Below are 12,217 nucleotides of genomic sequence, written 5' to 3'. Positions count from 1 at the left end.
GGGGCGCCACTTTACCAGAATGGTCAGCCGGGTCCTATACTGCCCTCCTACAGCTCCCTTCAAGATTCCTACCCGGATCGCGTAGTACCGCCCCCCATGCCAAGGGTAAAGTATTCGCGCCGGGCTCGGATGCATCTGTACATTTGACGAGCGTCAAGCTTCAGAAGTTTCCTATTGATAGACTTCAACGCGTTAGGAATCCGCCTAACGACCCGAGGATATCTGAACTGCATAGCCCGACCGCGTAGATCTCCGCCCAGACCAATAGGACACGACCGTGCACACCAACGCGCAACCGACCGATGGAACGCTCCCCCTCGCAGCCGATCCTGCCGAGCGCCGCCAGATTGCCCGCTTTCACGCTGCCCTGTTCCCGACCCGGCTCGCCCTGGCGCGCTGGCAGAACGGGGGCCAGATTCCCCACCTGCACCACGCTACCCCTGCCTTGCGCGCGGCCTGGTATGGCGCCGCGCGCCGCGATTTCCAGGCCTGGCTCGACCGCGGCGGCTTCAGCCAGTACGAAGAAGAACCGCTGCGCGACCAGCCCCGCCCTTCCCGCAGCACCGGCCTGCGGCTGGTGGCCGGGGGCGATGCCGAGCAGGTCGGCAGTTGCACCTGAATCCACCGTGACAGCGCCAAATGAAAACGACGGCCGGAGCCGTCGTTTCCACTTCCTGAGAAGGAACACAACTGTGAGGAATTGAATTCTCTCGAAGCTGCACCGCTGTGCAGTGGGGGGCGCCTCTCGATCCGGGTGAACACCAGGCTGACAGTGTTGTCGGCTCGCCTTCAAGTCGCTACACACAATATAGAACATGTTCCGCAGGATGCAAGCAAAATGTCATCGAACCCGCGGCACAGTTCCCTTGTAGGCGGCATCGATGGCGCCACTGCCGACCGCCGCGCCGAATTTCTTCAGCACACGTTCCGGCAAGCCCTCATGGGCGGTGTAGTCGACGATGTCCTCGGCCTTGACGACGTCGCGCGCCACCGTGTCGACCGTGCCGAAACCGTCGGCCAGGCCCATTTCCACGGCCTTGGCGCCGGTCCAGTAGAGGCCCGAGAAGGTTTCCGGGGTTTCCTTGAGGCGCTTGCCGCGCCCTGCCCGCACCACCGAGATGAACTGCTGGTGGATTTCATTGAGCATCGACTGGGCGTGCGCCTTGTGCTTGTCCGATTGCGGGCTGAACGGATCCATGAAGCCCTTGTTCTCGCCGGCCGTCATCAGGCGCCGCTCGACGCCGAGCTTGTCCATGGTGCCGGTGAAGCCGAAGCTGTCCATCAGCACGCCGACCGAGCCGACGATCGAGGCCTTGTTCACATAGATGCGGTCGGCCGCCGAGGCGATGTAATAGCCGCCCGAGGCGCAGATCTCATCCACCACCACATACAGCGGCTTGTCCGGATAGCCGCGCTTGAGGCGCCGGATTTCATCCACGATGATGCCGGCCTGCACCGGGCTGCCGCCAGGACTGTCGATGCGCAGCACCACCGCGGCCGAGCCGGAATCGGAGAAGGCCTTGTTGAGCGAGGGAATCACGGTATCGGCCGCGCCGCTGCCTTCTGCTTCGATCTCGCCGTTAATCTCGATTAAGGCGGTGTGGCGCCCCAGGTTCTCGTCGCCGCCGGCGCCCACCGTGAAGTCGTAGTAGGCCCACAGGGCGAACACGCCCAGCAGCAGGAAACCGAGCTTGAAGAAGATGCCCCAGCGGCGCGCCGAGCGGCGCTCCTGCACGGTGGCGAACACCAGCTTCTCGAGCGTGGCGCGCTCCCAGTTGCCGATGCTGGGGTCGGTGGCGAGCTTGTGCTCGGCTGGATGGTCGTGACTCGTTTGGTCGCTCATAGATTCCAGAATTTAAGCTGCGTGTCCTTCCGCGGGCGCCCGCACCATGGCGTCGGGCTGCCACCAGATGCCGCCCTCGTGCTCGTGCACGGCGATCGGCCGCAGCTTCCCGCCGCGGCACGGGCCGCCCGCGCATCTGCCGGTAGCGGGCTCGTAGACCGCACCGTGGGTGGCGCACATCAGGTACAAGCCGCTCGACTCGAAAAAGTCGCCCTGCGACCAGTCCAGTTCGATCGGCACATGGGCACAACGGTTCAGGTAAGCAAAAGGTTTACCGTCATACCGTACCACAAAGCCCGTCGCCGGATGCCCGAAGGCAATGACCGGAAAACGCACGCCCTTGCCGCGCTCGAGCAGCAAGGCCGCATCGCACACGAACAGGCCGCGATCTTGCGTCATCCTTACGCGTTCTCCAGCAACCAGGCATGCAGCTCGGGAATCGAGCGGGCCGAGAACAAGGGGCGGCAGGCCTGCAGCTGGTGCACCGGATGCGCCCCGAACTCGACCGCGACGCCGGAAGCGCCGGCATTGGTGGCCATCATGAGGTCATGGGTGGTGTCGCCGATCATGAGGGTGCGCGACAGGGTCTGGCCCAGTTCGCGCGTGAGTTCCTGCAGCATAGCCGGGTGCGGCTTGGAGAATGTCTCGTCGGCGCAGCGGGTAGCGTCGAAGGTGCTCAGCAGGCCGGCCGCATTCAGCGCGCGGTTCAGGCCGACGCGGCTTTTGCCGGTGGCCACGGCCAGGAAATAACCTTCCTGCGCGAGGTCGTTCAGCATCTCGCGCACGCCCTTGAACAACACCAGCTCATGGTCCTTGGTAAGGAAGTGGTAGCGGTAGCGCTCCACCATGCGCGGATAAAGGGTGGGGTCGATGTCCGGCAGCACGGCCTGCATCGCCTCGGCCAGGCCGAGGCCGATCACGTGCGAGGCCGAGGCATCGCTCGGTACGGGCAGACCGAGGTCGCGCGCGGCGGACTGGATGCAACGGACGATGGCAGCCGTGCTGTCCATCAGTGTGCCGTCCCAGTCGAACACGATCAGGTCAAATTGCTTTCTTGGCATTCTTGTCGGCAGCGCTGCTGCCGGCTCCATATGGTTTGTGTGCATGCAAAAATGGCATTTATGCCATAGCTTGGCCCAAGCTTACCAAGAATTTGTCGCACTCGGCCGGTAGCGGCGCGCGCAGCGTCAGCGGCTGGCCCGTGTCAGGGTGCGTAAACGTGATCTGGTAGGCGTGCAGGAACATCCGCTTGAGCGCGCCGCGCTCGCTGTTGGCCTTTTGCAGCTGCTTGTTGAGGGCGAAATCGCCGTATTTCTCGTCGCCCAGGATCGGGAAGCCACTCGCGGACAGGTGCACGCGGATCTGGTGCGTGCGCCCGGTCTTGAGCTCGGCTTCGAGCAGGGCGACATGCGGCCACTTGCGCTTGAGGTTGAAGACCGTGTGCGATTCCTGGCCGCCGGCCTGCACCACCACGCGGCGCTCGCCGTCGGCGGTCGTGTATTTATGCAAAGGGAGCTTTACATGCTGGCGCTTGTTGGTCCAGTCGCCCGCCACCAGCGTGAGGTAGCGCTTGTCGGTGACGCCGTCGCGCATCTGGTCGTGCAGGTTGGTCAGTGCCGAGCGCTTCTTGGCGATGAGCAGCAGGCCCGAGGTTTCGCGGTCGAGGCGGTGCACCAGTTCCAGGAACTTGGCGTCCGGCCGCGCCGCGCGCAACTGCTCGATCACCCCATACGAGATGCCCGAGCCGCCATGCACGGCCACGCCGCAGGGCTTGTCGATGACGAGCAGGTGCGCGTCTTCGAACACGACGGCGAATTCGGCGCCGGGCGCGGCCTGGCTGCTGCTTTTTTCGGCGATGCGGATCGGCGGGATGCGCACCAGGTCGCCTTCAACGAGCCGGTACAGCTGGTCGATGCGGCCCTTGTTGACCCGGACTTCGCCCGAGCGGAGGATGCGGTAAATATGGCTCTTGGGTACGCCTTTGCAGACGCGCAACAGGTAATTGTCGATGCGCTGCCCGGCTTCTTCCTCGCCGATTGTGACGAACTGGGCCTGTAGTGCCGGCTGTGATGAAGGGGGAGGTCCATCGCTCTGTACTGCTGTTCGCATTGTCTTCCCAGAAATTCTCTCTAAGTCCTTCATTTTGAATATATAATCGACAGGCGGCGGTCAAACCTCTGCTGGTGTAAGAATTAAAACGATATTTTACACAGGGGCGCGCTCCATCGGCCCCGCCGAGTGCGAAATCGATGGAAAAAAAACGTGTACGCACATTCAGGCGCGAATCAGGGTTGCACCTGCAGTTGTAATCGGGTTGCGCGCATGAGTGCAGGATTGGATTGTTTGGATCTATAAGGATAAGTACCGGCAAGCCGCCTGTTTTGGCGGCTCGCCGGGTGATGGTGTCGATAACGCTTGTCGTTTCCGCCTGACCCCTGGCAGGCATTACCTGAAGGCTTCCGAGTCAAGGCTGATTGATCGCCTGGTGTTCGAAGCCCGGGGTATGTGCCTGCCTCGGTCTGGCTCGTTGTTGCACACCGCCTCGCTGATTCCGCCGTGCCCACCCCAACGTGGTGGCAGTCGGGACAGTCGCTGGTTGCGGCGTGCGTAGACAATGACGTTCGGCTCCATTTGCGCCCTGTGCGGCCGCGACGCGTAGCGTCGCCGCGCCCCACGCCCGGGTATTCCCCCCTCCAACGCTCCCTTCTCCGCGTACATCCCTGTACCTCGCCGCGTCTTACAAACGGGGCATGACACGGCCCCCGGGCCGCGGAGTTAATAAAAATGAAACGTATGTTGTTTAATGCTACGCAGCAAGAAGAGCTGCGCGTAGCGATCGTCGATGGACAAAAACTGATCGACATCGACATTGAGACAGCCGGACGAGAGCAGCGCAAGTCCAATATCTACAAGGGTGTCATCACCCGTATCGAACCCTCCCTCGAAGCCTGCTTCGTCAGCTACGGCGAAGACCGCCACGGCTTCCTCCCCTTCAAAGAAGTCGCCCGCACGTATTTCCGTGACGGCGTGGACGTGCGCAACTGCACCATCAAGGAAGCGCTGCGCGAAGGCCAGGAAATCATGGTCCAGGTCGAGAAGGAAGAGCGCGGCAACAAGGGCGCTGCCCTGACCTCGTTCATTTCGCTGGCGGGCCGCTACCTGGTCCTGATGCCGAACAACCCGCGCGGCGGCGGCGTGTCGCGCCGTGTCGAAGGCGAAGAGCGCCAGGAACTGCGCGAGACCATGGACAAGCTCGACCTGCCGCAGGGCATGTCGGTGATCGCCCGCACCGCCGGCATCGGCCGCAACGTCGAAGAACTGCAGTGGGACCTGAACTACCTGATGCAGCTGTGGCGCGCGATCGAAGGCGCCGGCAAGTCGGCCACGGGCGCCTTCCTGATCTATCAAGAGTCGTCGCTGGTCATCCGCGCGATCCGCGACTACTTCCAGCCCGACATCGGCGAAGTCCTGATCGACACCGACGACATCTACGAACAGGCGCAGCAGTTCATGTCGCACGTGATGCCCGACATGGCGCACCGCGTGAAGCGCTACAGCGACGACGTGCCGCTGTTCTCGCGCTTCCAGATCGAACACCAGATCGAGACCGCCTACGCGCGCACCGTGCCGCTGCCATCGGGCGGCGCGATCGTCATCGACCACACCGAAGCCCTGGTGTCCATCGACGTCAACTCGGCGCGCGCCACGCGCGGCTCCGACATCGAAACGACCGCCTTCAACACCAACTGCGAAGCCGCCGACGAAGTGGCGCGCCAGCTGCGCCTGCGCGACCTGGGCGGCCTGATCGTGATCGACTTCATCGACATGGAAGTGGCCAAGAACCAGCGCGAGGTGGAAACCCGCCTGAAGGACGCCCTGCACCATGACCGTGCACGCGTCCAGATGGGCAAGATCTCGCGCTTCGGCCTCATGGAACTGTCGCGCCAGCGCCTGCGTCCATCGCTGTCGGAAGGCTCGCACGTGACTTGCCCGCGCTGCTCGGGCACCGGCCACATCCGCGATACCGAATCCTCGGCCCTGCAAGTCCTGCGCATCATCCAGGAAGAGGCCATGAAAGAGAATTCGGCCGCGATCCACGTGCAGGTCCCGGTCGACGTCGCCGCCTTCCTGTTGAATGAAAAACGCGGCGAAGTGCTCAAGATCGAGAACCGCCACCGCATCACCGTGATCCTGATCCCGAACAAGCACCTGGACACGCCGCACTACAAGCTCGAGCGCATCAAGCACGACGACCCGCGCCTGGAAGACGCTCACGCCAGCTACACCATGGCGGAGTCGGCTGCCGACACCGACATGGCCTACGCCAAGCGCCAGAAGGAAGAAGCCAAGCCGCGCCAGGAAGCCGTCGTCAAGACCATCACCCCGGCCCAGCCGGCCCCGCTGGTCGATCGCAGCGAAACCGCCAAGCCGGTCAAGACCGCCGCCCCGGCCAGCGCCGCACCGGCACCGGTTGCCGCAGCACCTGCCGAGACCGGTTTCTTCGCCCGCATCCGCAACTTCTTCATGGGCGCACCGGTCGTGCCGGCCCCTGCCCCGGCCCCGGTCGTGGCCGACAAGCCTGCGGCGCCAGCCGGTGGCGAGCGTGGCGACCGCAACAGCCGTGGCCAGCGCACCCGCAACCCGCGTGGCGCCAAGGGCGGCCGCGATCGTGAAGAGGGTGGCAAGGCCGATGACGTCGCCAAGGCAGCCGATCTGGAAGCCAAGCCGGCGCGTCCGCCACGCGAACCGCGTCCGCCGCGCCAGCCACGCGAGCCGCGTGAGCAGGTCGAGGGCGCCGCACCGGCCGCTCCGCGCGCCGAACGTGGCGAGCCGGGCGAGCGCAAGGAACGCGCACCGCGCCAGCCGCGTGAACGTGGCGAGCGCAGCGAGCGCGCCGCCGCCCAGCCGGTCGAAGCGAAGTCGGAAGAACTGAAACTGCACGCCGTCCCGGCCCCGCTGGACGAGCACGAACTGTCCACCACCACCCCGCACGGCGACGCGCTGGAACACGCGGTGAAAGTGGCCTCTACCGGCCCGGACGGCGAGGAAATCGATGGCGAAGGCGACGAGCCGCGCCGCCGCCGCCGCCGCGGTGGCCGCAACCGCAACCGCCGCGACCGTGAAGCGGAAGGCGTCGAATCGACGGAAGGCACCGAAGGCGCACCAGCCTTCACGCCGGTCGCCGACGAAGAAGCCGCCAAGGTAGCCGCCGAAGCGAAAGCCGGCGCGCCGAAGGGCACGCCAGCATCGACCGAACCGGCGCCGTGGATCTTCCCGACCTCGGCATCGATGGCCGCCAAGGCGAAGGCCGAAGCCGCACCAGTCGTCGTCGCCATACCTGCACCGGCCCCGGCTGCGGCAGCGCCTGCGCCGGCCGCACCTGCTCCGGCGCCAGCGCCTGTCGCAGCAGCGGAACCGGCGCCATGGGTGTTCCCGACCGCCGCGTCGATGACGGTTGCACCGGCTCCGGTCGCACCGGTCGTCGAGGCAGCGCCGGCACCGGCGCCAGTGATCGAGGCACCGGCAGCGCAAGCGCCAGCGCCAGTCGAAGCCGCGCCTGCGCCAGTAGCCGCCGCGCCTGCCCCGGCCCCTACCCAGGCGCCGGCCGACCTGAGCGCCGCGCTGTCCGAAGCGGGTCTGCAGCTCGCCTCGACCGATCCTGAAAAGCTGCGCGCGGCCCAGGAAGCCGCCGCGCAAGCCAACCCGCCGCAACGCGTCGGCCGTGCCCGCAAGCCGGTGCAGGCGCCGGTGAGCGAGCCGCTGGTGCAGGTGGATACGCGTCAGTAAAGCGTTGTTTGCTTGACGGATAAAAAGGGGAGCTTCGGCTTCCCTTTTTTTATTTTGGGCGCGAGGTGTGCGACGAACTTGGGTTCCGGCCTTCGCCGGAACGACGGTCTTACGGGTAGTGCAAAGAATACTGGCAACTATTTGCCCACTCCGCCAGCACGTCGTCCCGGCGAAGGCCGAAACAATGCCCTCGGCATTGTTTCGCCCAATTTCCCCACCGAAGCCCCAAAGCAAACACCCCGTCACATTGTTGCGTTAGCATCCCCCCATGCCCCCCATCCCCTTCCGCGACGCCCTGCTCTTCTGGTTCAAACTCGGCTTCATCAGCTTCGGCGGCCCCGCCGGTCAGATCGCGCTGATGCACAGCGAACTGGTCGAGCGCCGGCGCTGGATCTCGGAGCAGCGCTTCCTGCACGCGCTGAACTACTGCATGCTGCTGCCCGGCCCGGAAGCAACCCAGCTGGCGGTCTACATCGGCTGGCTGCTGCACCGCACCCTGGGCGGGATCCTGGCCGGGCTGCTGTTCATCCTGCCCTCGCTGCTGCTGCTTATCGGGCTGTCCTGGATCTACCTGGCCTGGGGCCACCTGCCGGCCATTGCCGGCATCATGGCCGGCATCAAGCCGGCGGTGGTGGCCATCGTCATCGGCGCCGCCTGGCGCATCGGCAGCCGCACGCTGAGGAACGGCGCCCTGGCCGCCATCGCCGCGCTGGCCTTCATCGCCATCGCCGCGTTCGACGTGCCCTTCCCGCTGATCGTGCTGGCCGCGGCCACCGCCGGCTTCATTGGCGCAAGGCTGGCCCCCGACCGCTTCCATCCGGGCGGCGGCCATCCAACCGACCGCAAGCACGATGGGCCCGCCGTGATCGACGACGACACGCCCACGCCCGCCCACGCCCGCTTCTCGCTGCGCCGGCTGCTCAAGGCGGCCTGCATCGGCATCCTGCTGATGCTCGGCGCCTGGCTGGCGCTGGCCGCCCTCTACGGCGTGGACGGCGCGCTGGCGCGCATGGGCTGGTTCTTCACCAAGGCGGCCCTGATGAGCTTTGGCGGCGCCTACGCCGTGCTGCCCTACGTGGTGCAGGGCGCGGTGGAAAAGTATGGCTGGCTGAGCGCGGCGCAGATGATCGACGCTCTGGCGCTGGGCGAAACCACCCCCGGGCCCTTGATCATGATCGTGGCCTTCGTCGGTTTCGTGGGCGGCTGGACCCATGCGCTGTTCGGTCCCGCTGCCCTGCCCCTGGCCGGCATCGCCGGCGCGCTGGTGGCGGCGCTGTTTACTTTTTTACCGTCCTTCGTGTTCATCCTGGCCGGCGGGCCGCTGGTCGAGTCGGGGCGCGGCAATGTACGCCTTACCGCGCCGCTGACCGCCATCTCGGCCGCCGTGGTGGGCGTCGTGGCCAGCCTGGCCGCGTTCTTCGGCCAGCACGTGTTTTTCGCCGGTGGCCAGCTGCAACCGGCGGCCATCGCGATCGGGCTTGCGGCCAGCGTCGCCCTGCTGCGCTACCGGGTCGGGCCCATCAGCCTGATCGCCGCCTGTGCGCTGGCGGGGCTCGTGCTATCGTATTGGCATGCTTGAAAAAATCATCCCGATCAATGACCTGCGCTCGCCTGCGCTGGCCGTGCCCGCCGCGCCGGATGCGCCCAGCGGACTGCTGCTCGACACGCTCGGCCGGCCCTTGCACGACTTGCGCATTTCGGTCACCGACCGCTGCAATTTCCGCTGTGTGTACTGCATGCCGAAGGAAGTGTTCGACAAGGACTACGCCTACCTGCCGCACAGCGACCTGCTGTCCTTCGAGGAAATCACCCGCGTGGCGCGCATCTTCATCGCCCACGGGGTGGAAAAGATCCGCCTGACCGGCGGCGAGCCGCTGCTGCGCAAGCACCTCGAACGCCTGGTAGGCATGCTGCGCGCCCTGCCCACGCCCAGCGGCCGCCCGCTCGACCTCACCCTCACCACCAACGGCTCGCTGCTGGCGCGCAAGGCGCGCGCACTCAAGGATGCGGGCCTGGACCGGGTGACCGTCTCGCTCGACGCGCTCGACGACACCGTGTTTCGCCAGATGAACGACGTCGACTTCGCGGTGGCCGACGTGCTGCACGGGCTGGACGCGGCGCACGCCGCGGGGCTGGGGCCGGTCAAGGTCAATATGGTAGTCAAGCGCGGCACCAACGACAGCCAGATCCTGCCCATGGCGCGCCACTTCAAGGGTTCGCCCTTCATCCTGCGCTTCATCGAATACATGGACGTGGGCGCGTCCAATGGCTGGAACATGGATGAAGTCATCCCTTCCGCCGAAGTCATTCGCCGCATCGGCGCCGAGCTGCCGCTGGCCCCCAGCGCGCCGAACTACACGGGCGAGACCGCCGCGCGCTGGCGCTACCTCGACGGCAGCGGCGAAGTGGGCGTGATCTCCAGCGTCACCCAGGCCTTCTGCCACGACTGCAGCCGGCTGCGCCTGTCCACCGAGGGCAAGCTGTACACCTGCCTGTTCGCCACCCGCGGCCACGATTTGCGCGCGCTGCTGCGCAGCAGCCGCCCAGACCTTGAACTGTCCGGCGCCGTGGCCCAGCTGTGGCGCGGGCGCACCGACCGCTATTCGGAAACCCGCACCATCGATACCGCCGGCCTCCAGCGCGGCGCCAAGAAGGTCGAGATGTCCTATATCGGCGGCTAGACGAGAAAAGACGATGGATAAAAAAGCGATCACGGGACTCATCCTGGCGGGCGGACGCGGCTCGCGCATGGGCAATGCCGACAAGGGCCTGCAACCTTTCCGCGGCAGTACCATGGCCCAGCACGTGATCGAGCGCCTGCTGCCGCAGGTGGGCTCGGTCATGGTCAACGCCAACCGCAACCTGGACGCCTGGCTGGAACTGGCCGCGCCCGTGTGGGCCGATGAAACGCCGGGCTTCGCGGGCCCGCTGGCCGGCATCGAAGCGGGGCTGCGCCACTGCGCCACGCCGTGGCTGCTGGCGGTGCCCTGCGATTCGCCATTCCTGCCGCATGACCTGGCCGTGCGGCTCGCCGCCGCCGTCGAGGATGCGGATGCCGACGTCGCCTTCGCGGCCACGCAGGAAGGGGGAATGCGCCCGCAAGCGCATCCGGTGTTCTGCCTGGTCAAGGCGAGCCGCCTCGCGGAACTGTCGCGCTACCTGGCCGAAGGCGGGCGCCGGGTGGACGGCTGGTACAAGGACCTGAAGGCGGTCGAGGTGCTGTTCGAGGATGGCGACGCGTTCCGCAACATCAACACCCTGGAAGAGCTGCACGGGCTGGACGACACCCTGCCGCCGAGCCTGGCAAAAGTGGTCAGCTGCCTGTCGGGCTACGACCCGGACGCCCTGCCCGTGCGCGACGCCCAGCGCGTCATCCGCGACTTCGTCCAGCCGGTGCGCGCCATTGAAAAGGTGGCGCTGCGCGCCGCCCTCGGCCGGGTGCTGGCGCAGGACGTGATCTCGCCCATCGACGTGCCGGCGCACGACAATTCGGCGATGGATGGCTTCGCGCTGCGCGGCGCCGACCTGCGCAGCGACGCCCCGGTGAGCCTGCGCGTGATCGGCAGCGCCTTTGCCGGGAGCCCCTCCGGTCTGGTCCCAGGCCCTGGGGAGTGCGTGCGCATCATGACTGGCGGCGTCATGCCCGCCGGCTGCGACAGCGTGGTGCCGCAGGAATTCGTCACCCAGGATGGCGACTCGGTCACCCTGCCCGCCGGCGTGATCCGCCTTGGAGACAACCGCCGCTTCGCCGGCGAAGACCTGAAGGCCGGCAGCGCCGCCCTGCAGCGCGGCCGCGTGGTGCGCCCGCCCGACCTGGGCATGCTCGCTTCGCTCGGCATTCCCGAAGTCGCGGTGCAGCGCCGCCTGCGCGTCGCCTTCTTTTCCACCGGCGACGAGCTGCGCTCGGTCGGCGAGCCGCTAGCCGAAGGCTGCGTCTACGACAGCAACCGCTACACCATCTACGGCATGCTGCAGCGCCTGGGCGTGGATGTCATCGACATGGGCGTGGTGCGCGACGACCCGCAGGCGCTGGAACAGGCCCTGCGCAGCGCCTGCGAGAACGCCGACGCCATCATTACCTCGGGCGGCGTGTCGGTGGGGGCGGCCGACTACACCAAGCAGGTGATGTCCAAGCTCGGGGACGTCACCTTCTGGAAGATCGGGATGCGCCCCGGGCGGCCGCTGGCGTTCGGGCGCATCGCCTCGAACGGGCGCAGCGCCTTCCTGTTCGGGTTACCGGGCAACCCGGTGGCGGTGATGGTGTCGTTCTACTTCTTCGCGCGCGAGGCGCTGCTGCGCATGATGGGGGCCGAGGCCCCGCTGCCGCTGCTGCGCGCGCGCTCGGGCGTGGCGATCCGCAAGAAACCGGGCCGCACCGAATACCAGCGCGGCATCCTGTCAACCGGCGCGGATGGCCAGCCGGAAGTGCGGATCACCGGCTCGCAGGGTTCCGGCATCCTGCGCTCGATGTCGGAGGCGAACTGCATGGTGGTGCTGCACGACGAGCAGGGCAACGTCAGGTCTGGAGACATGGTCGACGTGTTGGTCTTCGAGGGCTTGATGTAGGGTGGTCGGCTCTGCCGACCG

9 protein-coding genes are annotated in these 12,217 nt (G+C 66.5%); 5 read left to right on the top strand and 4 right to left on the bottom strand.

Annotated features, from left to right (window positions below; all coding sequences use genetic code 11):
- The first annotated feature begins 277 nt into the window (after window positions 1-277).
- Window positions 278-619 (top strand): hypothetical protein, encoded by a 342-nt coding sequence (locus BM031_RS11255; RefSeq protein ID WP_091874667.1) that lies wholly within the window; start codon window positions 278-280, stop codon window positions 617-619.
- A gap of 222 nt (window positions 620-841) precedes the next feature.
- Here BM031_RS11255 and BM031_RS11250 read toward each other — a convergent pair whose 3' ends face one another.
- Genes BM031_RS11250 through BM031_RS11235 form a run of 4 tightly spaced genes read right to left on the bottom strand, consistent with a single transcriptional unit; the run spans window position 842 to window position 3,952 of the window.
- Entirely contained in the window at window positions 842-1,843 is a 1,002-nt protein-coding gene (locus tag BM031_RS11250) for a S49 family peptidase (protein WP_091874666.1), read from the bottom strand.
- A gap of 12 nt (window positions 1,844-1,855) precedes the next feature.
- Window positions 1,856-2,242, bottom strand: coding sequence for a Rieske (2Fe-2S) protein (locus tag BM031_RS11245; protein ID WP_091874665.1), 387 nt, complete (start codon window positions 2,240-2,242; stop codon window positions 1,856-1,858).
- Window positions 2,243-2,244: 2 nt separating this feature from the next.
- A complete protein-coding gene (locus BM031_RS11240) occupies window positions 2,245-2,904 on the bottom strand; it encodes an HAD-IIIA family hydrolase (RefSeq protein WP_091874664.1) in 660 nt (219 codons plus the stop codon).
- A gap of 58 nt (window positions 2,905-2,962) precedes the next feature.
- The gene (locus tag BM031_RS11235) at window positions 2,963-3,952 is read right to left on the bottom strand and encodes an RluA family pseudouridine synthase (protein ID WP_229408796.1); all 990 of its coding nucleotides are present in this window, start codon (window positions 3,950-3,952) and stop codon (window positions 2,963-2,965) included.
- Between the two features lie 675 nt (window positions 3,953-4,627).
- Here BM031_RS11235 and BM031_RS11230 point away from each other — a divergent pair.
- The 4 genes from BM031_RS11230 (at window position 4,628) to moeA (ending at window position 12,196) form a co-directional block, all read left to right on the top strand.
- Window positions 4,628-7,630 carry an Rne/Rng family ribonuclease gene (locus BM031_RS11230; RefSeq protein ID WP_091874662.1) on the top strand — a complete coding sequence of 1,001 codons (3,003 nt, stop codon included), beginning with the start codon at window positions 4,628-4,630 and terminating at the stop codon, window positions 7,628-7,630.
- Between the two features lie 268 nt (window positions 7,631-7,898).
- The gene (chrA, locus tag BM031_RS11225; protein ID WP_091874661.1) at window positions 7,899-9,209 is read left to right on the top strand and encodes a chromate efflux transporter; all 1,311 of its coding nucleotides are present in this window, start codon (window positions 7,899-7,901) and stop codon (window positions 9,207-9,209) included.
- Complete coding sequence (gene moaA / locus BM031_RS11220; RefSeq protein WP_091874660.1) at window positions 9,202-10,311, top strand: GTP 3',8-cyclase MoaA; 1,110 nt, start codon at window positions 9,202-9,204, stop codon at window positions 10,309-10,311. Before chrA ends, moaA begins: the two co-directional genes overlap by 8 nt.
- A gap of 13 nt (window positions 10,312-10,324) precedes the next feature.
- Entirely contained in the window at window positions 10,325-12,196 is a 1,872-nt protein-coding gene (gene moeA / locus BM031_RS11215) for a molybdopterin molybdotransferase MoeA (RefSeq protein WP_091874659.1), read from the top strand.
- Window positions 12,197-12,217 lie beyond the last annotated feature (21 nt).

Origin of the sequence: Massilia yuzhufengensis, from assembly GCF_900112225.1 — a bacterium.
Classification (GTDB): domain Bacteria; phylum Pseudomonadota; class Gammaproteobacteria; order Burkholderiales; family Burkholderiaceae_D; genus Telluria; species Telluria yuzhufengensis.
This window is presented reverse-complemented; position numbering and strand designations above follow the sequence as displayed.

Bases quoted from the DNA above. Each gene is read 5' to 3' on its own strand.
- BM031_RS11245 (WP_091874665.1), bottom strand. From the start codon at position 2,242: ATGACGCAAGATCGCGGCCTGTTCGTGTGCGATGCGGCCTTGCTGCTC.
- moeA (WP_091874659.1), top strand. From the start codon at position 10,325: ATGGATAAAAAAGCGATCACGGGACTCATCCTGGCGGGCGGACGCGGC.
- BM031_RS11235 (WP_229408796.1), bottom strand. From the start codon at position 3,952: ATGCGAACAGCAGTACAGAGCGATGGACCTCCCCCTTCATCACAGCCG.
- moaA (WP_091874660.1), top strand. From the start codon at position 9,202: ATGCTTGAAAAAATCATCCCGATCAATGACCTGCGCTCGCCTGCGCTG.
- BM031_RS11240 (WP_091874664.1), bottom strand. From the start codon at position 2,904: ATGCCAAGAAAGCAATTTGACCTGATCGTGTTCGACTGGGACGGCACA.
- BM031_RS11230 (WP_091874662.1), top strand. From the start codon at position 4,628: ATGAAACGTATGTTGTTTAATGCTACGCAGCAAGAAGAGCTGCGCGTA.
- chrA (WP_091874661.1), top strand. From the start codon at position 7,899: ATGCCCCCCATCCCCTTCCGCGACGCCCTGCTCTTCTGGTTCAAACTC.
- BM031_RS11250 (WP_091874666.1), bottom strand. From the start codon at position 1,843: ATGAGCGACCAAACGAGTCACGACCATCCAGCCGAGCACAAGCTCGCC.